Here is a 25,160-nt window from a genome sequence, read left to right as displayed (position 1 = left end):
TCCATAATTGTCATTTGAGAATGGCGGTGATTGCCGCCCCGATCAGAATGTCGCCGAGCCTGCGCCACGGCGATGAGCGCCTCCGCCGCAGCTCGTCAATTAGCTTGTCGCGAGCTGCGATCTCGCCATTCTTGGCTACGATCACGCGTTCTCCGGCGGCGATCGCCTGCCTCAGTGCTCCCGCCTCAGACCGTCGCGCCGTGTCGAGCTCCGCAAATACTGTCGATGCGCGCTTTTCTGTTTCGAGTCGCTCCATCAGTGCCACATTTTCGGCCGTCAGGGCATCTGCCAGACGGCGTGTGGCTTCGAGGTCGGCCGCTGCAGCGAGACACGCGGACCTGAGCCCCACGTCAGCACGGATGGCCGACGGATCCAAGCCTCTCGCAGACGGCGTTGGCTCCTGCATTGGCGTTGTTTGGGTTTGGGCTTGTGCGGCGAATACGCTCGAGATCATTACGAGCATTGCGGGTATTAGTAGTCGTGTTTTTGAGTTTTTCATCTTGTTTTGCTGTGGTCGATCTGATCTCGGCGAGTTGGCTCTCGAGCGAGGCGATCTGTTGTATGTACTCAGCGGCCTCGAGTTTGTGAGCTGCTGCCTCGCTTTCGGCCTTGGCGGACGCAGCGACGGCATTGGTCAACCGGCGTTCTGCACGCTCGACCCTGACGGTCGTCACCAACCATCCGGCCGTCGATATTGCCAAAAGTGCCAGCAGGGCACCGCCGATCAGTTTTATTTTTGTGTTGTCAGTCATAGGATCTTGCTCCTGCCTGCGTCAGTCTCTGTCGCGGCGAAAATAGATCTGCAGCAATACGTCGATCGCCTTGCCGCAGACAAAAAAGATGATCGGCAGTACGACCGCCGAGACGATCGTTATCAAGGTGCGAGTCTCGATCGCCGCAAAAAGGCAGGTCGCAGAACTCGACCACGCGATCAGGAGGTTTTTGGTGTCGTTCATATTTGTGTGCTCCCCGTGGCCGCCCTTTCGCGGATCCGGCCGAGTTCGATCTGTCGATAGAGATAGCCGAACATTAAAATGCCGGCGATGACGGCCGAGATGACCCAGATCTCCCGCGGCAGTCCGGCGAGAAATGCCGCAACCGCCCAAAATGTCTGCCAGACGGTGCCGAAGACGGTGGTCCAGAGCGATTTGGCGGCGTCAGCCCGCGTAAACGCAGTGCTTACGGCACTCTCGATACGGTCATAGCCCTCGACTATCGATGTCGTCGGCTCGGCGGCCGCGATCGTCGGCGGTTTTGCCGGCGAGGCGGTGGCGGATTTGACTGCTTCGACATATCCGAGTGACTTGGCAGTTATCCGCACGCCTTGTACATCGAGCGGAAATGCGAGACCCCAGTTTGATATCGCGATCTGGCCCAGAAAGAACCTCATCCGATAGCGTGTCGCCTTGAGCCTCGGATAACTCGCCAGCCAGCCATCACGTCGGCGGACATAGGCCGTGATCCAGGCCTTTTCATCTGACCTGGCGGCCGCAACGCCTCTCGCGACGCGATAAAATGACCCGTGAACTACGGAGTCGAAGATGACGGCGAGGCTCAACGGCTGGGTAAACCCCATACGCTCGCAGGCGGCGATCGCCGGCTTGAAATAGAGCGTGTCGTTGACGGCCATCTGCGCGGCGCGCATCTCGTCGGTCGCCGCAGCGGCGCGCAAGGCTCGTCTGAATTCGCTGTCGCCGGAGAGTTTGCTGATCGAGCGGCCCGATGTGTCGCTCAGATCACTCCTGCGACCGTTCATCACCTCGGCGCCGACTGTTGCGCCGGACGCCAAATACTGGTCGACGACCGCACGAAGCGACCCTGAGCGATGTGTGAACTGGCTGATGCCGTACGAGATACCGGCACCGTCGTTTAGTACAATGCAGGCGGCATAATCGCCCGCGGGATGCGATGTCTCAAATGTCTTGACGATCGCAAATGCCTTTAACTTATCGGTCTGTGTAAATGTCATAGTTTGTTGTCTCCAATATCGAAAAATAATATTTAGAAACCGAAGAACATTCGCTTGCGTTAGAGCTATTCGTTTGATATTATCCAACGGTCGGGTGATAGCAAGTTACAGTAATGCCATCCACCCTTGCCCCCGGGCGAACCTTTCGGCCTTAGTAATAGACTAATACGCTTTTGCCGAGATCCGATTTACGATATTTATGATATTGAAGCTTTTTACGATCTTTACGAGATTTATTGTATTTACGATATTTACCGAATTTACGTAATTTATGCAGGTCGCCCAAACCCTATGACGTCAACAAATATGCCGAAACTACCACATAAGACAATGACTATCACGAAACGCTTGTTGGATATATCACCTCGCCCCACACTACGCTTGACCGAGATCAGCCGTCTGATAAAAAAGCACAGGATAATTACGCCGGCACCGTCGCGGCCGACTCTCATCTCACTTTGCGAAAACGGGACATTCGAGACCGTCGGCCAGGGTCCGACACGCTTTGGCTGGCTCGTTTACGAAGACTCTTTTCTGAAATGGGTCAGGAGTCTTTCGAAATAGAGTTTGACGCCGCCCGAAGGGTTGCAAATTCTTTGACAAAGCGGTTGGCGAAGTCTAACTTGTTATTGACGCTGTTATTTACGGCGTCGCGATATATGTTTGACCTGCGCGGCAAAAAAAAGCACACATTCGGTTCGGTCGATCCTCGGGATGACAGCGATATCGACATACTCAGCCTCCGAAGCGAATCGCGTCAGGGCATTTGGTCCGAGGCTCTGAGATTGGTCCGCGATATTTTTTTGATCGTCGTGGTCTTTATCCTATTCGGCGTATTTTTTGTCCAACCGGTGGTGGTCGAGGGCACGTCGATGCTGCCGCAGTTACACGACGGCGAGCGTCTGCTCGTTAATAAGCTGGTCTATTACAAGATACAGAGTGTCAGTTGGGGGCATATCGAACGCGGCGACATCGTTGTTTTTTGGTTTCCGAATGATCCGGACAAGAGCTATGTAAAGCGCGTCATCGGATTGCCGGGCGAGAACGTCGAGGTCCGCAACGGCAAGGTCTTTATCAACGGGACCGAGCTCAAGGAAACCTACCTCGACGTGGAACATAACCAATCACTGCCGAGTTGGCCGTCAAAGAAGGTCGAAGAGCATCATTATTTTGTGATGGGCGATAACCGCGACAATTCGTCCGACTCGCGCTACTGGGGACTCGTTCCGGAAAAGTATATCTACGGAAAGGCTTTTTTTCGTTATTGGAAACCGTCAATGATCGGTTTTCTCGAACACGGCGAATACGATAGCAGCGTTCCCAGACCAACGCCGACCCCTACGCCCACGCCGGACGAGAGCGACTTTCGGGCTGACGACACCAGATAACGCGGTTGGATAGTTGCGAATATCTACGGCTAATGGTCATACTGCCCACGCTAAGTTTCCCGCCTCGCGCCTAATACGTTAAAATCTATCTCTGATGGACAAAGCAAGTAAGGCAATTTTGGTACTTGAGGACGGACGTACGTTTGTCGGGACGTCGTTTGGCGCCGACGGAGAGCGGTTTGGCGAGATGGTCTTTAACACATCAATGTCGGGCTATCAGGAGATATTGACCGACCCATCATACGCGGGACAGATCATCTGTATGACCTATCCGCTGATCGGCAATTACGGCACCAACACCGAGGATGTGGAATCGAGACGGCCGTGGGCTGAGGGGTTTGTGGTACGCGAGGCAAGCCGGATAGCGTCGAATTTTCGCTCGACGATGTCTCTGCAGGACTACCTAAAGGCAAATGACATCGTCGCCATCGAGCACATCGATACACGCGCCCTGGTGCGGCACATTCGCGACAAAGGTGCGATGCGAGCCGGGATCTCGACGATCGATGCAGATCGCGAATCGCTACTCGCCAAGGTGCTGGCGTCTCCGGAGATGACCGATCGCGAACTTGCGACCAGCGTCACCACCGGCACAGCCTACGAATATTCCGCCGATGGCAGTGAGCGATTTCACGTCGTCGCATACGATTTTGGGATCAAGACCAATAGCCTTCGTGAATTTGCAAAGTTTGGTTGCCGCGTCACGGTCGTGCCGGCCGCGACGTCCGCCGACGAGGTACTTGCTCTCAAACCGGACGGCATCTTTCTCTCGAACGGCCCGGGCGATCCGGCGTCGATGCAGACCGTGGTCAACGAGGTCAAAAAGCTTGTTGCATCGCAAATCCCGATGTTCGGCATCTGTCTCGGCCATCAGTTGATCGGTTCGGCATTTGGCGGGACGACGTACAAGCTCAAGTACGGCCACCGCGGAGGCAATCAACCGGTCAAGGATCTGACCACCGGCAAGATCGAGATCACGGCCCACAATCACGGCTTTGCCGTCGATGCCGCGAGCCTGCCGGCGGATGTCGAGGTGACACACGTCAACCTCAACGATCAGACGGTCGCCGGACTTCGGCACACGACATTGCCCGTATTTTCTGTCCAATATCACCCCGAATCCGCCCCCGGCCCGCACGATTCGGAGTATCTATTCGAGCGGTTTATTGGAATGATGGCGTAACAGATCGACAACGAGAAAAGGCCCGAAACCCTGTTTGCCGAGATATCATCGGCTTAGGTTTCGTGCCTTTTCGTAAGTTGCTTTAGCTAAGTCTATTAATCGAGTCCGAGGCGTTTTAATGCTTCGCCTTCGAGCTCTTCAGCATTGAGCTCGTCGAGCGTGATGACCGTTTTCTTGATCACCGCCGTCTTTTTAACAGTGCGTTTTCCCTTGCTCGTCTCGGTGATGCGTTTGCTGGTAATGTAATTGGTACTTTCGCTCGAAACGGAAGCTTCGGCACGGTCGCGGCTAGCGTAATCAAAGCCGATCAGCACGAACTTATCTAACGTCGAATCATATCGGAACTTGTATTCGGTATTGCTGACCCAACGCGAACCGGATTCGTCCGAAGTAACGATTACACCCTTAACGATCGCAACGTCCGCCGGAGCGTCCAGCACGCCGTAGAATGCACCGCCACACGATGTGCACTGCAGCAAGTTGTCGTTGATCGCGGCAGTTCGATAGCTTCCTTTGCCATCGCTGACGGCGACGACCAATGCACGATTGCGATTGACCGGTTCGTCTTCGCTCGTCTTTTTGTCTTCGATAAGCTTAATGACGAGGTCCGGGATGCCATCAGCGGTGACGTCGCCCTTGACCTCTTCTTCGACCTTCCAGCCCTTGGGTGCAAAGTCCGACGCTTTTGTCCCGGTTGACGCTACGGCCGACTTGTCGATCGGTTTATCTTCGTCCTGAGCAAACGTAAATTGCGGCATTAGTATTACCGCAGCGGCTATCGCGATCACAGCCGCGAATGATGTTTTAACAAAGATTTTCATAAAGATCATTTTCAATTTCTAACACAAAATACTGTCGTGACAATGATGCTGCCGAGACTGCCAACTGTTGCCAACACTTTTTCCAAAAGGGAAAGAGTTGTGCAAAAAGGCCCGACCTTGTGAGCCGGGCTCTTTACTATGCAAACCTCATTCTCCCGATCATCGCCCGATGCCGGCAATGAACGGTGCGATGACCAGCGAGACGATAGACATCAGCTTGATAAGTATGTTCATCGACGGGCCGGACGTGTCCTTGAAAGGATCGCCGACCGTGTCGCCGGTGACCGACGCCTTGTGCGGTTCGGATCCCTTGTAGTACATCTCGCCGTTGATCATCACGCCCTTTTCAAACGACTTTTTGGCGTTGTCCCACGCTCCGCCTGCGTTGGATTGGAAAATACCCATCAACACACCTGAGACCGTAACGCCGGCAAGCAATCCGCCCAAAACTTCGGGGCCGAATATAAAGCCGACGATGACCGGCACGTTAAGTGCGATCGCTCCCGGCAGCAGCATCTGCTTGATCGACGCCTCGGTCGAGATGGCCACACACTTTTCATATTCGGGTTCTGCAGTATGATCCATAATGCCCGGGATCTCGCGGAACTGACGACGGACTTCCTCGACCATCTCCATCGCAGCCTTACCGACCGCCTGGATGCACAATGCTGAGAAAATGAACGGGATCATACCGCCGACGAACAATCCGGCGAGTACATTTGCCTTGTAGATGTCGATGCGGTCGATACCGGCCATACCGACAAAGGCCGCAAACAACGCCAGTGAAGTAAGTGCCGCCGATGCGATCGCAAAACCCTTTCCGGTTGCCGCGGTGGTGTTACCGACGGCATCGAGATTATCCGTGCGTTCGCGAACCTCGGGGGGCAATTTGCTCATTTCAGCAATACCGCCGGCGTTATCGGCGATCGGCCCGAAGGCGTCGATCGCGAGCTGCATAGCGGTCGTCGCCATCATTCCGGCGGCGGCGATGGCCACGCCATACAAGCCCGCAAAATAATATGACGCCATAATACCGGCGGCCAGGGTCAATATCGGGATGACCGTCGATTTCATACCGACAGCAAGGCCGCCGATGATGTTGGTCGCGTGACCTGTCGATGATTGCTGGACGATCGAGAGCACCGGCTTTTTACCCATTGCCGTGAAATACTCGGTTACGACACTCATTATGGCCCCCACGATAGTACCGACGACGATCGCCATAAAGACGCCGTTTTTGGTAAACGTGCTGGCACGCGATGTGAGCGGGCCGTCAGGTAGCAGCCACATTACGACGAAATAGGACGCGACGACAGTCAGCAGCATCGACACCCAGTTTCCGATATTCAGGGCGTTCTGCACGCTCGATTTGTCGTCGTGAATGCGGACGAACATCGTACCGATGATCGAAAACACGATGCCAAGGCCACAAATGACCATCGGCAAAAGGATCGGCGACATATTACCAAAACCGTCCTTGACGACGATCTCCTGTCCCAGAACCATTGTTGCCAGGATCGTTGCCACATATGAACCGAATAGATCGGCTCCCATACCTGCAACGTCGCCGACGTTATCGCCGACGTTATCAGCGATCGTGGCCGGATTACGTACGTCGTCCTCAGGGATCCCGGCTTCGACCTTACCGACCAGGTCGGCACCGACGTCAGCAGCCTTGGTGTAAATACCGCCGCCGACTCGTGAAAAGAGTGCAATCGACTCTGCACCAAGCGAAAAGCCTGTCAATACTTCGATCGTGGTTTTGATCTGGTTCGCTCCGAGATCCGCAAACATTGAAAGGAATATGATAAACAATCCACCGAGACCAAGGACCGCAAGGCCCGCGACGCCAAGTCCCATTACGGTTCCGCCGGTAAATGATACGTGCAGTGCGTGCTTCAGGCTCGTACGCGCCGCTTGTGTCGTGCGGACGTTAGCCTTAGTCGCAACCTTCATCCCGATGTAACCGGCCGTCGCGGAAAACACGGCTCCGATGAGAAATGCGATCGAGATAACCCAGTGCGAATGGATCGCCTTGCCGTTTATCGAATGGATCGTTCCGGAATAGGCGAGAAATGCCATTGTGAGCAAAACGAATATGCTGAGCACCTTCCATTCCGCTTTAAGAAACGCCATCGCACCGTCCGCGATATGGCGTGCGAGTTCCTGCATCGTCTCGTTGCCGGCATCCTGCTTGCTGACCCACGCCGACTTAAATGCCATTACGATCAAGCCAAGGACGCCGAGTGCGGGCGTTAAGTAAATTACGTATTCGTTCATATTGGTTCTTATCTTTATGTCTTCGCCGTACTGCCGAGTACGTTGATTGCAAAGTTTTATCTCTTCGCTTTTTCAAACGGCGAACGTAGACAAAGTGCAGCTAACATCAAAACTACTGATTATCAAATAAATGAGCTATTTAATCAATAACGCAGGGCATAATGTAGCGGTAAAAGATCACTAGCCGGACCGCGGCGATGAGCGTTAGTCAGGATCATTGTTGGTTACTCGAATGGGAAATCGTGTATAATCCGAGTCATCCTTGATCGATCGAGAGGAGTTTTATGCCGACAACAGATCCGCGCATCGACGCGTATATCGAAAAGTCGCAGGATTTCGCAAAACCCGTGCTAACGCATCTGCGGGCTTTAGTTCATTCGGCGTGTCCGGACACAACGGAAACGATCAAATGGGGAATGCCAAGTTTTGGATATAAGGGCATTTTATGCGGGTTTGCGGCATTCAAGCAGCATTGTACTTTCGGGTTTTGGAAACAAAGCATGATGGAGTCGGATGAGTTCTCAGACACCAAAACCGCGATGGGCAGTTTTGGCCGACTGACCTCATTGGATGACCTGCCGAGCGACGCCGTTCTGAAAAAGCTCATCAAACAAGCGATGAAGCTCAATGATGACGGGACAAAAGCCGTTAAATCTAAACCCGCGAGCAAGGCTCTCGCGGTGCCGGAGATTTTGCTGGAGGCACTGGCAAAGGACGAAAGGGCGGCGGAAACGTTCAATAATTTTCCGGCCGGATGCCGACGAGAGTACATCCAATGGATAACCGAGGCAAAGACTGACGCGACCCGCGAAAAACGTGTCGCTACCACGCTCGAGTGGCTGCGTGAGGGCAAGCGCCGCAATTGGAAATACGAAAAATGTTAAGCTTTTGAGTTCCGGCAAGTGTGCGAACTCGATACAATAGTTACCAGCACAAGAGTTACAAACAATATGACTGAACCAATACTCGTCGCCAAAAATACCGAAGGCGAATTTCATCTGCTTACCAATATGGCAAACCGCCACGGCGTGATCACCGGTGCGACCGGAACCGGCAAGACCGTGACACTGCAGCGTTTGGCCGAGGGCTTTGCATTGCGCGGCGTGCCGGTTTTTATGGCCGATATCAAGGGTGACCTGACCGGTGTGACGCAGGCCGGCGGCGGAAATTCGAAGGTCGATGCACGAAACGAACTGCTCGGCATCACGCCTGTTTTTGAGGGTTTTCCGGCGACGCTGTGGGATGTTTTCGGCAAACAAGGCCACCCTTTGCGGGCGACGGTTTCAGAAATGGGTCCGCTGCTGATATCGCGTCTGTTGCAGCTTAACGATACGCAGGAAGGCGTGCTGTCGATCGCCTTTAAGTACGCCGACGACAACGGCCTGATGCTACTCGACCTCAAGGACCTGCAGTCATTGATGCAGTTTGTCGGCGGCAATGCTGACCAACTCACGCTCCAATACGGCAACGTCTCATCGGCGTCCGTAGGTGCTATCCAACGCGGGCTGCTGCAGATCGACGAACAGGGCGGCGACAATTTCTTCGGTGAACCGGCCGTCAAACTCGAAGATTTTATGCAGTCGGTGGGCGGCAAAGGCGTGCTCAATCTGCTCGCTGCCGATCAGTTGATCAACGCTCCGAAACTATATTCGACGTTCCTGCTCTGGCTGCTCTCCGAGCTTTTCGAGTCTCTGCCCGAAGCGGGCGATCTCGACAAGCCAAAACTCGTATTCTTTTTCGATGAAGCACATCTGCTTTTCTCGGATGCACCGCAGGCTCTGATCGATAAGGTCGAGCAGGTCGTCCGCCTTATCAGATCGAAGGGCGTTGGCGTTTACTTTGTCACCCAAAATCCGGCGGACATTCCCGAAAAGGTCCTCGCTCAGCTCGGTAACCGGATCCAGCACGCTCTGCGGGCTTATACCCCGCAGGAGCAAAAGGGCGTCAAGGCCGCGGCCACGTCATTCCGTGTCAATCCAAAACTCGACACCCAGACCGTCATCACTGAGCTCGGCGTCGGCGAGGTTTTGATCTCAACACTTGATGAAAAAGGCATACCGACGGTCGTCGACAGGGCTTTTGTGGTGCCGCCGGTCGGCCACATCGGGCCGATCTCGCCCGAACAACGCTCGGCCCTGATCGCCAACTCGCTCGTCGCCGGGGTTTACGAGACCGCCATCGACCGTGAATCGGCATACGAACTTCTACAAGTAAAAGCCGAAGCAAAAATTGCCGAACAGCAGGCGACGGCAGAAGCTGAGGCCGCGGCAAAGGAAGCGGACAAGGCGGCTAAGGAAGAGGCAAGATCCTCGCGGAGCAGCAGCCGAAACGACTCGCTGGTCGAATCGGTGACAAAAAGCGTCGCCCGCTCGGCGAGCAGCTCCATCGGCCGCCAGATCGGTAACACGATCGTTCGCGGAGTACTCGGCAGTATTTTTGGAGGCAAGGGCAAATCCAGTTGGTTCTAGGAGATATTTAATGAGTCGTGATTGGAGCAGTTTTACACGGCAGATCACGGTCAAATACCCGGCCCACGCTATCTATGAGGCGTGGGCCGTTCCATCTCAGATCACCCGCTGGTTACCACGCTCCGCCGAATACGTCGGGTACGACGGCACGCCGAAAGGTCGCGACCGCGAGGTCGAGGCAGGTGACTCATATCTCTGGCGTTGGCACGGCCATCTCGATGACATCAACGACGCCGGCCTGATAATCGAGGCAAACGGCCACGAAAGGTTCGCGTTCTCATTCACACAGAATTGTCTTGTCACCGTCACGATCCGTGACGAGTACGGCGAAACGGTAGTCGAACTCACTCAAAGCAATATTCCGGACGATCCGAAACGCGTCACTTACATAGATTGCTTGTCCGGATGGACATTTTATCTCGCAAACCTCAAATCCGTCCTCGAGGGCGGCATCGACCTGAGAAACAAGAACGCCGATATTCGCAACGTCCTGAATTCGTGACCTTGGCCGTTTAGTCGGCGGACCGTCTGTTTTAATCGCAATGCTCATCAAAAACATTATTTTGGATAAGATAAAGGCGGGCGAGATCTCGCTTCTCTTTCGTCGCTGGAAAAAGCCCGGCGTTAAGGCGGGCGGGACGCAGATGACGCAACGCGGCGTGTTCGCTATCGACGGTGTCGCGGTCGTTACGGAACGCAAGATCACTGTTGAGGATGCGATCGCTGCCGGATTCACGTCAAAAAAAGATCTGCTCGCTCAGTTGATCGAACGCGACGAACCGACCGATATTTATCGCATCGCTATACGCTTTGCCGGCGAGGACCCGCGAAAAGAACTGCGGCAAAACGCCGAACTCTCGCCAGATGAGGTTGCCGACATCATCGCAAAACTCCATAAACTCGACATCGCCTGCAAGCGTGGTCGGTGGACACAAATGTACCTGCAGATGATCCACGACCAACCCAATATCCACGCCGCGATCCTCGCCGAACAGATCGGCCTCGACATCCCGCACTTCAAACCCTGGGTGAGAAAACTGAAGGCTCTGGGATTAACAGAAAGCCTGCGGCCCGGCTATCGTTTGTCGCCGAGGGGTGAGAAAATTCTAATTTGCCTGCGGGAGCGATCGCACGGTGCAAATTTATCTTGATATTGCTTGCCAATACTAGCGACATACAATACTATTTACTATGCCATTACGTTCGTTCAAATGCTCAGAAACGAAGGCATTGTTCAAAGGTTAACGCGTGAGGCGGTTTGTGAACATCGAAAACGCGGCAATGCGAAAATTGGCGATGCTCAACCGGGCCGAACGGCTTGACGACCTAAGGGTTCCGCCCGGCAATCGACTCGAAGCCCTACGAGGCGAGCGCGTTGGCGAGTTTAGCATTCGAATCAATGACCAGTTTCGGGTTTGCTTCATATGGGAGCCGGGAGGCCCGACAAACGTTGAGATCGTGGATTACCACTAAAGGAGACTACAATGCGTAAGGTTCCATACCCGCACCCCGGCGAAATTCTATTGGAAGAATTTCTGAAACCGATGGGGATAACTCAATACCGTCTGGCAAAGGAGATCGGCGTCCAGCAGCGACGCATCGGGGAGATCGTAGCGGGCACACGTGGTATCACGCCCGACACGGGCCTGCGTCTGTCGCGCTTTTTTGGAATGTCGGAAAATTTTTGGACAGGCCTCCAGCTTGACTATGACGCGGCGATCGCAAAAGATTCCCTGGAATCGGTGCTCGCCGGAATAACGCCCTGGGCGAACAAGGAAGTGGTACTTTCCTGATAAATGGTCTCCGGCCCAGCTATCGCCTATTGCCCAAAGGCGAAAAGGTGCTGGAGATGTTAAGGCGGAAACACGACCGGGCGCGAGAACTGTGGCTTCGTACAGTCCACCTACTGTGGCTGCACGGTTTATTTAAAATTAGAAAAAGTTGATAGTTAACTTATTCATATTCTAGTCAATGAGATTCAATTCGTAATTTACTCATGAAAAAGTTCACCGCACTGCTGCTTGTGTTCATTCTCGGGATCTCGATCTTCGCCCAATCAGGATATTTCACTGTCCGCACCGTTCGAAAAGGAAAAGACTTTTCATTTCCGATATTGAACTTTCGCCGTAACGAACGAGTTGAAACCAAGATCAACCAATTTCTTCAACTCTCTGAACTGCTAGGGTTAGCTGATAAAAAACCGAAAAACATCTTCGAACAAGTGATGATCAATGATGGGTCGATCTATGGCCGCAAAGTCTCGCTCTCGTATGACGTTTTCGCTAATAGCCCGCGAATCCTATCCGTCGGATTTTATAACTCAATGGACGGAGCGACTACGCATTGGTGGAATCGCTATTACAATTTCAACGCTCAAAATGGCGATCGGATCTCATTACGTGACCTCTTTTCTGACATTGGATACGAGAAATTTGTCGAACTCGTAGTTAAGAGACGCTCGCGCAGTTACAGGTCCGAAGTGGCTCGGAAAGTTGAACCGGGCGACCGGGAAGCCTTTTTAGGACTTCTTGAGATCATTGCGCACGATGATCTTTCGGACTTTTCGATAAAGGCCGGTTCGATAACTATTGACGGCGACAACCTCCTTGGAAAATCGCTGTGTTGCGAGGGTTTGAACATGGAGGTTGTGTTTAATCTGCGTGACTTTCGACAATATTTGAACGAATATGGAAGGATCGTTTTCAACCTGCAATCGGGAAATTTGGCGAAATTCCGATCTAACACCTTACCGCAATTGTTCAAGGGCACAGTAGATGGCAAATCACCGTTTGTGGCGATTCTAGAGATCGACGGGAGCGACGGGGTGCACGGCATCTACGCTTATTTGAAATATCGTAAAGGAATATACCTCACCGGGGATATCGAAGGCGCAAAACTCCAATTAACCGAACATGTGTTGCGTAAGACCAAAATGAACGTCAACACGGACAGCGACCACCGCTGGGTAGATGGCGGGTCGATCTCGGGGACCTTCGATTCATCAGTACTAAATGGTATGTGGCTCGACAGCACGAAGTCTGTATCTCTCCCGCTCCTAGCCTCAAGATATTAGTCGTGGTTATTTAATCTCCAACTATTAAGCCTTGATGTGACCGAATGCGTTATGCCCGGATAGCGTAAACTGTATTGTGTAATGAAGATACTTCTAACAGGGGCAAACGGCTATATCGGAAAGCGCCTCTTGCCGATCCTGGTCGAGCAAGGGCACGAGATCGTGTGTGCGGTCAGAGATAAGGATCGATTCCCTACGAACGGCCTTTACGCACACCCGAATGTTTCGGTAACAGAGATCGATTTTCTAGAGGACGTGCGGGGCAATGACGCTCTAAACGACATTGACGCGGCTTACTATCTGATCCATTCGATGAGTGACGACGTGTCGAGCTTCGAAAAACTCGAATCTAAAGCAGCAGTTAATTTCGTCGAACTCTTAAAACGGTCTTCGGCACGGCAGATCATTTACCTTGGGGGCATCACCAACGACGGCGACCTGTCGAGGCATCTGGCGTCACGTAAAAAGGTCGATGAGGTTCTGCGAAGCAGCGACATTCCGGTAACCTCGCTCAAGGCGGCGATCATCGTCGGGTCAGGCAGTTCGTCATTTGAGATCATACGCGACCTGGTAGAGAAATTGCCGGTAATGATCACGCCCCGATGGCTAGACACTCGCACACAGCCGATCGCTATCCGGAATGTACTCGAATACCTGTCCGGCGTCCTCTTTCGCGAAGACACCTACGGCCGGTCTTACGACATTGGCGGCCCGGACGTAATGACTTACAAAGAGATGCTGAACCAGTTTGCCGAGGTTCGAGGCCTCAAACGCTGGATCTATACCGTTCCTATAATGACGCCTAAGCTGTCATCGTATTGGCTCTATTTTGTGACCAGCACGTCATATCGCCTCGCCGTCAATCTGGTCAACAGTATGAAGGTCGAGGTGGTCGCCGCGCCCAATGATCTCGCTGATAGCCTAGGCATACGGCTGATCCCTTATAGGGAGGCGGTCGAACTTGCGTTTCAGAAGATAAGCCAGAACGCCGTCGTCTCAAGTTGGAAGGATTCGTTGGTCTCCAGCTTTAAGGACAACTCTCTGCGGCAGCATTTGCAGGTTCCCATTAACGGTTGCCTCACCGATGACCGAACCATACCGATCCCGCGAGCGGTCGATGTCGATGATGTCGTCGATAACATTTGGTCGCTCGGCGGCAGTCGCGGTTGGTACTACACCAACTGGCTCTGGTCGCTCCGCGGCCTGATGGATAAGTTTTTTGGCGGCGTCGGACTGCGGCGCGGCCGCACATCGCCGGATACGATCAACGCGGGCGACACGCTTGATTTTTGGCGTGTCCTCGTTGCCGACAAGCCCAAAAAGCGTCTGCTTTTATATGCTGAAATGAAACTGCCCGGCGAAGCATGGCTGGAATTCAACGTCATCCAAAAGGACGGTTTGTGGCAATTGAAACAGACAGCCACCTTTCGCCCGAAAGGTCTGCTCGGCCGGCTTTACTGGTATTCGGTGCTTCCATTCCACTATTTCGTCTTCGGCGGAATGGCGGAAAACATCATCGCCTTTCGAAAACCTCAGGACGATGTCTAGCGGCAGGACGATCGTGCCCCGGTGCAGTCACGCGGAAACTGATGTTGACGTCGCCGTTGCAAATGAGGGCGAGTGATAAGCGGGCAGGCCGCCTATGATCGATAATCCCTGCAGTTCGTCCCTCATCTGTTCCAATTCCCTGAGAACGTCTTTCGGCAAAACCGCTAATTTCGCCGCGTACTCTGAAAACAGGCCTTTATAGTATTCGATGCCTTCGTTTAAGTTGTGTTGAAACTCACGAAAGTATTTCATCTGCTTGTCCGTGATCGGTGACTGGGTCTCAGCGGTCTTTGACTTGAGATAATCGACATATAGTTGTAGTTCCTTTACGAAAATGCTCGGACGCTTGGCTCTACCGACCGAATTCGTCCGACCGTAAATATGATCGACCATCTCTTTTAAGGACACGACCTTGTCAAAATAAGCGATGCCCGGCCCCGGACAGATCGAAACGCCGGTGCCTTCGACTTTGGTATCGAGGTCATTGACCAACAATGCCGATGTCCCGAGCCCCACGCAAATGCACGACTTGTCTGTTATCGAATCAAATTCCTGTTGGCGTTGCTGTGGGTCGGCGCCGCTCTGGTCAAGCATCTTGATCCTAATGTTCTGATATTGCCGCGACGCACTGCAGATTGCACGCTCGGTAAATTCGGTGTTGAGCTGAACCAACTTTCTGGGGCACGAACTGCCGGGGCGTCCGCGATCGATAAATTTCTGTTTCTCGACGTCTTTTGTATTCCCTCGTAGAGTGTTGAACGGCACCCCGAGCGGCGACGTTTTGCTGAGGTAGAGATCCTTTTCCTTGGCGTCGCACAATAGCTGCATTGACGGCGCGTCAACATTGGTTGCTTCCGGCACCAGAAGGAAAGGCGTACCCCACCCGACCGAATCCAGTCCGTAATGGTCGAGCAAGAACTGATGTTCTTCGGCCGTGCCGACACCGCCCTGGGCCGTGATCTTGATCGGCAACGGCGACGATGGCACGGGTCGATTCTTGTTCTTTAACGCTTCGACCACGATCTTATGCGTTGTCTGGATCAGATCCTGCCGATGAGTTCTAAATTCCTCAAGCACGGGCCCGAGCAGATTGCCGTCTGTGGCAAATGCGTGGCCGCCGCAGTTCAGGCCGGATTCGATACGATACTCCGAAACCCACAAGCCTTTTTTCGCCAAAAATCGTCCCTGGATAATAGCTGAGCGGTAATCGCTCACTTTCAAAATTATCTTCTTTTTGATCTCGCCGTCGGCGTCGGGATAAAAATCGTCGAAGGTCTCGATGTAACCATAAAGCCGCGGATTGATGCCGGCCGAAAAGACGATCGCCGAACTCAGTGAACTCTGTGCGTAGCCGCGAAGCGCTGCGTGCGCGTCGTTGAATTCATTTGGAAGCTTCTGACGCCCGCGGTAATTATCCTTGTCGAGCTTCGTCATAATATTCACGTCGATACTGCCCGGACGGAGGTGTGCGTCGATCCAGGCGGCGATGTCCTCGCGAATGTTATGGCTCGCGGCAAATTGCCGAAACTGTTCCTTGATGGCCGAGAATTCGGGAAGCATATCGAGGTATTTTTGAACCTCTTCGCCGGTTTCCCGAAACGACTGCTTCATCAACGCAAACTTTTCTCGCACCATCTTATCCACAAGATCGAGATACGCAGTGATGCGTTGCGCACGCGGGTCGTCGCTATTCTTGTCTGTGATAGCAACGTATGGGATCTCGAGCTTTCGGCAGTAAAACTCTCTCATTCGCTCGGCGAGGATATCGTCCACCAGTGAGATGACCGAAGAGATCCCTAAATGAGCGACCTTTACCGGCGTGTCGATGGTAAATCCCGTTCCCATTACCGGAATGTGAAATGTGTGTTGATTATTGACTTGCTGCATTGATCCCCCCAAAACCGCATCCGCACTGTATGACCGGATCGGTCTGATCCCGTAGTCGATGCGAAACGCGACCTCAAGTCCGGTTTGCGCAACGAAACGGCAATTAAGAATAACCTAATTGCCATAACCAATTTGAGCTAAAACCAGCTCAAATATGGGGAAAACCTGAATATTACCAATTAATTACAATACGTTTCGGGCGGACCTGGTCTATCAAAATGCGGTCGCTTGGCCTCGATCGCAGGCCCGTGCAATGCAATCAATGACTCCGGACGAGTAGCCTAATACAATAAATACGGCTTTCTCGCCTCTGCAAATTCCGCCTCGCCCTCGGCCCATCCCGCCTCGATCTCTCTCAATGAAACACCGGCCTCGAACTGCTTGCGGATCTTGTCCGTACCGCAGACGACGTCGATCGGGTTGATGTCATAGACGTATTCGTACGGGTCTTTTTTCCACTCGAAATGCTCCGGGTACATATCGTAGGCGGTCTTTAGCATTGCGATGCCGACGATCACAGGCGTAAATGCCTCGCGGTCGGTGACGTGGATCTGGACGCCGCCGCAGAGTTGCTCGGCGCATTTCTGAAAGGTCGGGCGAAAAAAAACGTGGCGAAACTTCACGCCATCGAATCCGAATTTTTCAAGCTCGGCGACCCACGCATACGGGTCGATGTAGGGCGCACCGTTGATCTCAAATGGCTTGGTCGTGCCGCGGCCTTCGCTGAGTTCGGTGCCCTCGACGTGAACCGTCGCCGGAAAAACGACACAGCTATCAACCGTCGGTATATTCGGACTCGGCAGTATCCAGGGCAATCCGGTCTCATCGCCCCACATTTCGCGCGACCATCCCGTCATCTCCACGACCGTGAGGTCACATCCGATGCCAAAATGCTCGTTGAACATCTTTGCGAGTTCGCCGATCGTCATCCCGTGCCGCGTCGGGATCTCAAATTGTCCGACAAATGATTTGAACCCGTGTTCGGTGATATTGCCCTCGATCGCGTTGCCGTTGATCGGATTGGGGCGGTCGCATACGATCACCTTTTTGCCGAATTGCTTAGCCGCCCGCATACAATTTGCCATCGTGTAGACAAATGTATAGATGCGGCAACCGACGTCCTGCAGATCGATGACAAAGGCGTCAATGTTATCGACCATCTCCGCTGTGGGTTCGCGTGTCTCGCTGTAGAGCGAATATACCGGTTTGCCGGTGCGTTCGTCCGTTGTGTGCGGCGTCTCTATCATATTGTCCTGAACGTCGCCGCGGATACCGTGCTGCGGGCCAAAGAGCGTAGTCAGGTCAAATTCGGTGCGTTCGCCAAAAACGTCCGCCGCGTGGGCAAATGTGTCCGGCATCACCGACGCTTGATTGCACACCAGACCGATGCGCTTGCCGCGGATTAGGTCAATCTCTTCGTTAAGTAGGCGTTCGACGCCGAGACGGGTTCTCTGTTTGCTCATAATTAGACAAAATAATAGCCCAAGCTTGCGGCAAGGGCTATCCTGATCGAGGTCATTCGATCGAAAAATTAAACTTCAACGGTAACGCCTTCCGGTCCATTCTTTTTGACCGACTCGATGCCGTTCTCCATCGACGCGACGGACTCATACATCTCGCTCTTGCCGATCACCTGACCGTTCGTTGACTTCAGATTGAAGTACGGCTTGCCATTCGTTGATTCTTTGCGTTCAAAGCGGGCGTCATCACCGGCGTTTTTCTGAACCGAAGCGATGCCGTTCACGGCCGAAGCTTTTGATTCATACATCTCGCTTGAAAGTATGATCTGTCCGTTCCCGGCCTTTAGATTGAAATGATATTTACCATTGCTCGATACTTTTAATTCAAATTTACCTGCCATTTAAGTACTCCTCCGATGTAATAGTCAAACTTATTGTTTTCACAGATCGATACCACTGTTTGAACGCCTTGAGCATAGCACAAGCTATATGAAAATTGAATCAAGCAAGGCCGTCCGATCGGTCCGGATATACGTTTTCGATCTTGTCAGTTAATGGCTTGCCGGTCAGATGACATTCAAAGCCGCGCAAAATGTCCATTCCGCCCTCTAGCAGCCAGAGTTTCTGTATATCTTTGCTCTCAAGTATTACCGGCATCGCCCGGTGATACGCCGACATAAAATCATTCGCCGCGGTCGTAATTACGGCAAATGACTCACGCCGGACGCCACCATCGAACCACGTCGACCAAAGTCCGGCGAGAGCAAAAGGATGGCCGCCGTTGGCAAAGATCTCGAGCGGCGGCTTTCCCTTTTCCGGCCATTCATAAAAGCTTGTGACCGGCATTATGCAGCGTTTGCTCTTGAGCAGATTTCGCCACATCGGACTCGATTCGAGCCGTTCGATATTGGCGTTAAATGTCGCGTATTTAGTACTCCATTCCTTGGCACCCTCAAGTTGACACCACCATCGCGCCTCGACTGTCTTGACCGTGTTGCGGTCATTGATGACGATGCTCACCTTTTGGGTCGGCTTGATATTGCCGCGAAACAGATCGCCCTGCGGTTCAAATTCGTAAATGTAATTTTTGAAATCCTCGCGCTTTCCGCGCTGTGATGCTCGTCCGCACATATGCGTCTATTTTGCCACGAAAACCGGCCTAAGTTTAACTATTCGGAAATGTCGGAGAGCAAAACTTGTTTTTTCAGCCCGGCGTAGTGATACTTCTAAGCTTATGAACCAAGATATCAGATCACTGTTTCCGATACTCGAGAGTTATGCTTACCTTAATAGTGCGGCGGTCTCGCCGATGCCGACGACCGCCGTCGAAGCGATCACGTCGCAGTTGCACGACGTCGCGGGACACGGTTCGCTCCATTATCCGGCGTGGGTCGCGACCAAGGATCGCTCGCGGGCTATCCTGGCCGAAATGCTAAGCGTGCGGCCCGAACAGGTCGCCTTTGTCCGAAACACGTCTGATGGCTTTGCGTCTATCGCCGCCGGTATCGACTGGCAGACGGGCGATAATATCGTTAGCTTTGCAGGCGAATTTCCTTCCAACTTCTATCCGTGGCGGCGCGTGCGTGACGATTACGGTGTCGAACTCAGGCTCGTTGACGAGATCGATGGCCGCATCGACCTTGAACGACTGATCTCGCTGATCGACGCTGACACAAAGGTCGTCGCCCTTAGTGCGGTGCAGTTTGCATCCGGCTTTCGGGCTGACCTCGAACGCGTCGGCCGTGCTGCCCGTGCTGTAGGTGCTTTGTTTTGTGTAGACATCATCCAGGGTCTCGGTGCGATGCCTTTCGATCTGCCGGCCCAGTTTGTCGATGCTGCGTGCGGAGCGAGCCATAAGTGGCTCTGTGCTCCTGAGGGCTGCGGATTTATCTATCTGTCGGATCGGGCACGTGAACGCATCAAGCCGACGCTTATCGGATGGATCAGCGTCGAAACGCCCTGGGATTTCGCCGACCGCGAGCAACCTCTAAAACCAAACGCCCTTGCGTGGGAAAGCGGTACCGGGCCATCGTCGTTGTTCTACGGACTCGAACAGAGCCTGACGTTGCTGCATTCGACCGGTGCCGAACGTATCGAAGAACATCTTGCAAATCTTTCGGATCAGATCTGCGACGGACTTGCGGGCCGCGATTACGAGATCGTCAGTTCACGTTTGCCCGGTGAGCGCTCGCAGATCGTCTGCGTTCGGCATCGCGGCGGACTTACGTCAAACCAGGTCGCGGCCGAACTTCAGGAAAGAAATATCGTCGTCAGCCCGCGAGGCGACCGCCTGCGTATCGCTCCACATTTCTATAATAATGAGAATGATATAGAGAGACTACTCGGAGCGATGCCTTAGTCGCCCAACAGCCGTTCAGGTAAAATCTCCGGCGTGTAGCCGTCGAGGTTGAGGCGGGTCATACCTCCGGCGTCGGTAAAGGTCTTCATTTCGGCTCGGCGGCGGACGCGGAGCATAAAATAGGTGATGCCGACGATCAGGCCGGCGGTGATGGCGATCCCGATCCCGATCAGGATCACTGTGACCGTCGATGTAAAAATGCCCGAGGTTGTATTGATAAATGCCCGCTCGGCACGTCTTAGCAAAAATGGATCATCACCCAGCCACTGGATATTTTTCTCGTACTTGACCTCATCGATCAATGCGTTGGCGGCCGCAGGGTCCGAGCTGTCAAAAACAAAAACGCTGTAGTTTCCGATACGGCGGTACGCTGTCTGGGTATCGCCGAGGTCAGCGAGTCGTGCGGTAAATCGGCCGTCGGCCTCGATCGAAACCTGCGGTGTCGTATATTCGACGATCAGTAGCGTACCCGCCGGATACGGTGCCGTTACGGCCTCGGCTCCCGCCTTTAGATCTATGAGGTCGACCAACGGTTTTTCGCCCAGAGCCTTTTTCAGCGTTGCGGTATCGTTGGTGAATGTAGTTTTGTCACGAAGCTTTTCCCAATCCGGTAGGTGCTTGATCAAAACCGGGATACCGTCGCCCTCGGAGACCTCCTGGCTTTTGATCGGTGTCGCCACGGGTGACTGGGCTAGACCGCCGCTTGCGGCAGCAAAGGCGATCACGACCGTCAATAAAATACTACTGAGCAAAAACCTGAATTTCATCAATAACCTCTCCGCCGGTGCCGAACGCGGAATAAAGATTCTAGCATTAACCTCGCCGTTTTACCTCGGAAACCAAACGGGAACACTAGCGCACCAAATCGTATACGATATGACGCACTCGTTGGTAAACGAGATTCCGAATCTATTCTTTGATGAACGGCGAAAGATTAAATATGTCCGTAAACATTGGCCCTAAAGTATTTTTGTGAAAATGTGACGGACAATATATTGAAGTCTCTAGGGTTTGGCACGGCAATTGAAGTAGTACTCGACGAGGGGGGAAATACAATGACTACAAATACGTTAAATTTTCCGGTTTTTCATAGCGAGCAAGGTGTTGAAACAGATATTGTGAATTTTCCGATGGATTCAGCCGTCGGAGATCTTAAGACCGCCACCGATTTCCAGCTTACTCAGTTGGCAGGCAAGGGCGATATGGGGGCCTTTGAGGAGGTCTACACGCGGCATCACCGCCGGGTCTATTCGATCTGTCTGCGGATGCTGCAGAACGCCTCTGAGGCAGAAGATCTGACACAGGACGTTTTTATACAGCTCTATCGTAAGATCGGTAGTTTTCGCGGCGACTCGGCCTTTACCACGTGGCTTCACCGTATGACGGTCAACCAGGTGCTGATGCACTTTCGCAAGCGAAACGTGAAGTTTGAAAAGACAACCGAAGAGGGCGAAACACCCGATCAGATCGTCACCGGCAGCACAAACCCGATGAAGATGCAGATCGTCGATAAGATCGCACTCGAAAACGCGATCGCCCAACTGCCGACCGGATACAAGAATGTATTTGTTCTGCACGACGTCGAGGGCTTCGAACACGAAGAGGTCGCCCGCATTCTCGGATGCTCGGTCGGCACATCAAAATCGCAGTTGCACAAAGCCCGACTAAAACTGCAGAAACTGCTCAAAAAGAAAGCCAATCCGCGTCTGGTCGGACTCAACGCATAACTTTTTGCGAATTTACCCCGAAAACGGCTTCTCAGCAATGGGAAGCCTTTTTTGTTTTCGATTCTAGACGATTTCGCGTTATTCTTAATCCTGAAATAGTGCCAAAACGAATTAAAATTCGTTCCAAATCGAGATATTATCGTATAGAATCATATAAATAGTCTGTTTTGATTTGATTTAATCATAGTAATTCATATAAATTCATTTATGGAAAATCTAAAGCCGAAAGATGCGGCAGAGTTAATGGGCGTTAGCTATCCGACGATCAAAAAATGGATATATGACGGCAAGATCAAATCGATGAAAACCCCGGGCGGACATCACCGAATACCCACGAGCGAAGTGGAACGAGTACTCGGCGAATCGCTACCACGACGCACTTCGCGTTTGGAACCGGGGCGTTCGGCAGATCAGATCAGCGTTAGGAATCAGTTGGTCGGCGTTGTGACGGACATCAGGATCGATGGTTTCTTTGCCGAGGTCGCCGTGGACGTCGGAGGACAACGGATACTTTCGATAATCACCCGGCAGGGCTGCGACGAGTTGGGGCTTAAGGTCGGGATGAAGGCGTATGCCCTCTTCAAGGCGACCGAGGTTATGATCAGCCGGCGTTAAAACCGCACCGTTCGTTAGAAATTTTCCAGATACACCAAAAACTTCTATTTCCGAAGATCAGTTAGATCTTCGGCAGGATAGATGTGTGCCGCGGCCACGACGACGGCGGCTATTTCGGTCGAAGGTCCGTGAATTATTAAAAAGGAAAATCACAAATAAATGGAAAATCTAAATGTACCTATAACAGTAGCTTACGGCGACGGCATCGGTCCGGAAATAATGGACGCCACGCTCAGTATCATCCAGGCCGCGGGTGCCCGCTTAGACATCGAAACGATCGCGATCGGCGAAAGCGTCTATCTATCGGGTAACACCTCCGGCATCGAGCGAGAGGCGTGGGACTCACTGCGGCGGACAAAGATCTTTTTGAAATCGCCCATCACGACGCCTCAGGGCGGCGGATTTAAATCACTTAATGTGACGGTTCGCAAGACGCTCGGCCTTTATGCGAATGTCCGGCCCTGCGTTTCCTATCATCCATTCGTGGATACAAAGCATCCCGTGATGGATATGGTGATCGTTCGTGAGAATGAAGAGGACCTCTACGCCGGTATCGAACACCGCCAAACGCGCGAAGTTTACCAATGCCTAAAGCTCATTACGCGTCCGGGATGCGAAAAGATCGTCCGGTATGCGTTTGAATATGCCCGGCAGAATAACCGTAAAAAAGTGTCATGTTTTACCAAGGACAACATTATGAAAATGACAGATGGATTGTTCCATCGGGTCTTCGACGAGATCGCGGCTGAATATCCGAAAATAGAGAATGAGCACTGGATCGTCGATATCGGTGCTGCAAAACTCGCCGATACGCCTGAAAAATTTGACGTCGTTGTAATGCCGAACCTTTACGGCGATATCCTCTCCGACGTCGCGGCCCAGATCGCGGGTTCGGTAGGCCTCGCAGGCTCAGCGAATATCGGCGAACACGTTGCCATGTTTGAGGCGATCCACGGTTCAGCTCCGGATATTGCCGGCCAGAACATTGCCAATCCCTCCGGACTTATACACGGTGCGATCATGATGCTCGCTCACATCGGACAGCGCGACGTTGCCGAAAAGGTACACAACGCGTGGCTCCGAACGATCGAGGAAGGTATTCACACACCCGACGTCTATAAGGAAGGTATCAGCACCGAGGCGGTCGGAACACGTGAGTTTGCGGCCGCGGTTATCGAGCGGCTTGGTCAACTACCGGAAAAACTGAAAGTGGCCGAATATCCCGAATCAGCCGAAACGATATCTACGGCCTACGTTCCGTCCACAAACCTTAGGACGATTCGCAAAGAGACTGTCGGTGTCGACATATTCCTTGAGTGGAGCGGCGGACTGCCGAGTGAACTTGGCGAGATACTGAAACGTGCGGACACGCAGGGCCTCCAGCTGCAGATGATCACAAATCGCGGCGTCAAAGTCTATCCCGAGGGAATGCCCGAGACCTTCTGCACCGATCATTGGCGTTGCCGCTTTCATTCCGTGAATAAGGGCACTCACGTCAGCACGGCTCAGATCGTGGAGTTGCTCACCCGGATCGACGCATTGGGGCTCGAGCTCATAAAACTCGAAAACCTTTGCACGTTCGACGGTGAGCTCGGATATTCGCTCGGCCAGGGCCAATAGGCCGGGAGATGTTCCACGTGCAAAAAGATCGCGGAATTCCGCAAATAGGGCATCCGGTGAACTCCAAACACTTCGAGGGGAGGCCGATCGACCATTTGATGATCGGATGCTCAGACTGTTCGACGACCGAACCGGATATCCTGGGCATCAAGATGAACAGGATAATGTCGCACAAGAACCTTGGGAATCTTGTTCATCTCTCGGACTTATCCAGCATCTCGGTGGTGGAGACGGCAGTTAACTTCCTAAAGGTGGAGAAAATTACTGTCTGTGGACACTACGATTGCGTTGCGATCGCGGCCGCACTTAACGATCGACCCGTCGGAGCAGCGGGAAACTGGCTTCGTATCATCGACCGGGTCGCCGAAAAATATCGACTCCACTTGGACGGTATCCGAGACACTTCACGGCGATTTACAAGGTTGTGTGAACTGAATGTTATCGAACAGGTGCACCGGCTGTGTTCATCGCCGTGCGTGATAGGAGCCTGGGAACGCGGACAATCTCTGACTGTCCGGGGATGGATCTTTGACGCGGAAGCAGGTGCAGCGAAAGATCTTGGCTTCAAAATTTCGTCGGTAACGGATATCGAGGATAGATTCGATGGGGCTCTGGCTCGGCTCGATCGAAAGCCGGGTCGCAGTTAAATTAACTCAACGGTCGCTCAGAAATGAGAGGTGTGTTTGGGAACAGGCGTTTGTGTAAACAATGATGACGCAGATAAGAGTATTAGATCTCTTTTATCTGCGTCATCTGTCGTTA

Annotated in this window: 26 protein-coding genes and 1 pseudogene; 16 read left to right on the top strand and 11 right to left on the bottom strand. The window is 52.9% G+C overall.

The genetic code is table 11. The annotated features are described in order from the left end of the window. Window positions 1-10: 10 nt before the first annotated feature. Genes IPQ00_16055 through IPQ00_16040 form a run of 4 tightly spaced genes read right to left on the bottom strand, consistent with a single transcriptional unit; the run spans window position 11 to window position 1,969 of the window. Complete coding sequence (locus tag IPQ00_16055) at window positions 11-454, bottom strand: hypothetical protein (GenBank protein MBL0242078.1); 444 nt, start codon at window positions 452-454, stop codon at window positions 11-13. Continuing rightward, window positions 351-752, bottom strand: a complete 402-nt coding sequence (locus IPQ00_16050; protein MBL0242077.1) for a hypothetical protein — start codon at window positions 750-752, stop codon at window positions 351-353. The genes IPQ00_16055 and IPQ00_16050 overlap by 104 nt, the downstream gene beginning before the upstream one ends. 21 nt (window positions 753-773) lie before the next feature. Continuing rightward, entirely contained in the window at window positions 774-956 is a 183-nt protein-coding gene (locus IPQ00_16045; protein ID MBL0242076.1) for a hypothetical protein, read from the bottom strand. Next, window positions 953-1,969 carry a chitosanase gene (locus IPQ00_16040; GenBank protein MBL0242075.1) on the bottom strand — a complete coding sequence of 339 codons (1,017 nt, stop codon included), beginning with the start codon at window positions 1,967-1,969 and terminating at the stop codon, window positions 953-955. Before IPQ00_16040 ends, IPQ00_16045 begins: the two co-directional genes overlap by 4 nt. 330 nt (window positions 1,970-2,299) lie before the next feature. On the opposite strand from IPQ00_16040, the gene IPQ00_16035 reads away from it, so the two are divergent. From IPQ00_16035 to carA, 3 genes are all read left to right on the top strand, one after another. Further along, window positions 2,300-2,533 carry a hypothetical protein gene (locus IPQ00_16035; GenBank protein MBL0242074.1) on the top strand — a complete coding sequence of 78 codons (234 nt, stop codon included), beginning with the start codon at window positions 2,300-2,302 and terminating at the stop codon, window positions 2,531-2,533. A gap of 95 nt (window positions 2,534-2,628) precedes the next feature. Next, a complete protein-coding gene (gene lepB / locus IPQ00_16030; protein MBL0242073.1) occupies window positions 2,629-3,357 on the top strand; it encodes a signal peptidase I in 729 nt (242 codons plus the stop codon). Window positions 3,358-3,451: 94 nt separating this feature from the next. Further along, the gene (gene carA / locus IPQ00_16025; protein MBL0242072.1) at window positions 3,452-4,540 is read left to right on the top strand and encodes a glutamine-hydrolyzing carbamoyl-phosphate synthase small subunit; all 1,089 of its coding nucleotides are present in this window, start codon (window positions 3,452-3,454) and stop codon (window positions 4,538-4,540) included. Between the two features lie 95 nt (window positions 4,541-4,635). Here the strand turns inward: carA and IPQ00_16020 are convergent, their stop codons facing one another. Together IPQ00_16020 and IPQ00_16015 are read right to left on the bottom strand one after the other, a co-directional pair. After that, on the bottom strand, window positions 4,636-5,370 hold the full coding sequence (locus IPQ00_16020; GenBank protein MBL0242071.1) for a hypothetical protein: 735 nt from the start codon (window positions 5,368-5,370) through the stop codon (window positions 4,636-4,638). Window positions 5,371-5,520: 150 nt separating this feature from the next. Continuing rightward, window positions 5,521-7,641: a sodium-translocating pyrophosphatase gene (locus IPQ00_16015; GenBank protein ID MBL0242070.1), complete on the bottom strand. Its 2,121-nt coding sequence runs from the start codon at window positions 7,639-7,641 to the stop codon at window positions 5,521-5,523. Window positions 7,642-7,925: 284 nt separating this feature from the next. Between IPQ00_16015 and IPQ00_16010 the strand changes: the two genes are divergently transcribed. From IPQ00_16010 to IPQ00_15975, 8 genes and pseudogenes are all read left to right on the top strand, one after another. Next, the gene (locus tag IPQ00_16010) at window positions 7,926-8,525 is read left to right on the top strand and encodes a YdeI/OmpD-associated family protein (protein ID MBL0242069.1); all 600 of its coding nucleotides are present in this window, start codon (window positions 7,926-7,928) and stop codon (window positions 8,523-8,525) included. 66 nt (window positions 8,526-8,591) lie between these two features. Further along, on the top strand, window positions 8,592-10,109 hold the full coding sequence (locus IPQ00_16005) for a DUF853 family protein (GenBank protein MBL0242068.1): 1,518 nt from the start codon (window positions 8,592-8,594) through the stop codon (window positions 10,107-10,109). A 10-nt stretch (window positions 10,110-10,119) separates the two neighbouring features. Beyond that, window positions 10,120-10,611, top strand: coding sequence for an SRPBCC domain-containing protein (locus tag IPQ00_16000; GenBank protein MBL0242067.1), 492 nt, complete (start codon window positions 10,120-10,122; stop codon window positions 10,609-10,611). A 40-nt stretch (window positions 10,612-10,651) separates the two neighbouring features. Then, entirely contained in the window at window positions 10,652-11,260 is a 609-nt protein-coding gene (locus IPQ00_15995) for an ASCH domain-containing protein (GenBank protein ID MBL0242066.1), read from the top strand. 40 nt (window positions 11,261-11,300) lie between these two features. Next, window positions 11,301-11,582, top strand: a pseudogene (locus IPQ00_15990) (type II toxin-antitoxin system RelE/ParE family toxin). An 11-nt stretch (window positions 11,583-11,593) separates the two neighbouring features. Then, the gene (locus tag IPQ00_15985) at window positions 11,594-11,902 is read left to right on the top strand and encodes a HigA family addiction module antidote protein (GenBank protein ID MBL0242065.1); all 309 of its coding nucleotides are present in this window, start codon (window positions 11,594-11,596) and stop codon (window positions 11,900-11,902) included. 203 nt (window positions 11,903-12,105) lie between these two features. Continuing rightward, window positions 12,106-13,182, top strand: a complete 1,077-nt coding sequence (locus tag IPQ00_15980) for a hypothetical protein (protein MBL0242064.1) — start codon at window positions 12,106-12,108, stop codon at window positions 13,180-13,182. A gap of 81 nt (window positions 13,183-13,263) precedes the next feature. Continuing rightward, the gene (locus tag IPQ00_15975) at window positions 13,264-14,730 is read left to right on the top strand and encodes an SDR family oxidoreductase (protein MBL0242063.1); all 1,467 of its coding nucleotides are present in this window, start codon (window positions 13,264-13,266) and stop codon (window positions 14,728-14,730) included. Between the two features lie 27 nt (window positions 14,731-14,757). On the opposite strand, the gene IPQ00_15970 is transcribed toward IPQ00_15975, so the two are convergent. The 4 genes from IPQ00_15970 to IPQ00_15955 form a co-directional block, all read right to left on the bottom strand. After that, entirely contained in the window at window positions 14,758-16,575 is a 1,818-nt protein-coding gene (locus tag IPQ00_15970; protein MBL0242062.1) for a hypothetical protein, read from the bottom strand. 323 nt (window positions 16,576-16,898) lie between these two features. Beyond that, on the bottom strand, window positions 16,899-18,080 hold the full coding sequence (locus tag IPQ00_15965; GenBank protein MBL0242061.1) for a DUF1343 domain-containing protein: 1,182 nt from the start codon (window positions 18,078-18,080) through the stop codon (window positions 16,899-16,901). Window positions 18,081-18,148: 68 nt separating this feature from the next. Beyond that, on the bottom strand, window positions 18,149-18,478 hold the full coding sequence (locus tag IPQ00_15960; GenBank protein MBL0242060.1) for a YegP family protein: 330 nt from the start codon (window positions 18,476-18,478) through the stop codon (window positions 18,149-18,151). A gap of 100 nt (window positions 18,479-18,578) precedes the next feature. Then, a complete protein-coding gene (locus IPQ00_15955; protein MBL0242059.1) occupies window positions 18,579-19,208 on the bottom strand; it encodes an SOS response-associated peptidase in 630 nt (209 codons plus the stop codon). Between the two features lie 103 nt (window positions 19,209-19,311). On the opposite strand from IPQ00_15955, the gene IPQ00_15950 reads away from it, so the two are divergent. Beyond that, on the top strand, window positions 19,312-20,436 hold the full coding sequence (locus IPQ00_15950; GenBank protein MBL0242058.1) for an aminotransferase class V-fold PLP-dependent enzyme: 1,125 nt from the start codon (window positions 19,312-19,314) through the stop codon (window positions 20,434-20,436). On the opposite strand, the gene IPQ00_15945 is transcribed toward IPQ00_15950, so the two are convergent. Next, on the bottom strand, window positions 20,433-21,203 hold the full coding sequence (locus IPQ00_15945; GenBank protein MBL0242057.1) for a hypothetical protein: 771 nt from the start codon (window positions 21,201-21,203) through the stop codon (window positions 20,433-20,435). The two genes, IPQ00_15950 and IPQ00_15945, sit on opposite strands and share 4 nt — an antisense overlap. A gap of 363 nt (window positions 21,204-21,566) precedes the next feature. On the opposite strand from IPQ00_15945, the gene IPQ00_15940 reads away from it, so the two are divergent. The 4 genes from IPQ00_15940 (at window position 21,567) to IPQ00_15925 (ending at window position 25,045) form a co-directional block, all read left to right on the top strand. Further along, window positions 21,567-22,163, top strand: coding sequence for an RNA polymerase sigma factor (locus tag IPQ00_15940; protein ID MBL0242056.1), 597 nt, complete (start codon window positions 21,567-21,569; stop codon window positions 22,161-22,163). Window positions 22,164-22,370: 207 nt separating this feature from the next. Next, window positions 22,371-22,778: a helix-turn-helix transcriptional regulator gene (locus tag IPQ00_15935; protein ID MBL0242055.1), complete on the top strand. Its 408-nt coding sequence runs from the start codon at window positions 22,371-22,373 to the stop codon at window positions 22,776-22,778. 159 nt (window positions 22,779-22,937) lie between these two features. Continuing rightward, on the top strand, window positions 22,938-24,398 hold the full coding sequence (locus IPQ00_15930; GenBank protein MBL0242054.1) for an NADP-dependent isocitrate dehydrogenase: 1,461 nt from the start codon (window positions 22,938-22,940) through the stop codon (window positions 24,396-24,398). A gap of 98 nt (window positions 24,399-24,496) precedes the next feature. After that, a complete protein-coding gene (locus IPQ00_15925; protein ID MBL0242053.1) occupies window positions 24,497-25,045 on the top strand; it encodes a carbonic anhydrase in 549 nt (182 codons plus the stop codon). Window positions 25,046-25,160: the final 115 nt, after the last annotated feature.

It is taken from the genome of Chloracidobacterium sp., from assembly GCA_016720705.1.
GTDB lineage: Bacteria > Acidobacteriota > Blastocatellia > Pyrinomonadales > Pyrinomonadaceae > OLB17.
This window is presented reverse-complemented; position numbering and strand designations above follow the sequence as displayed.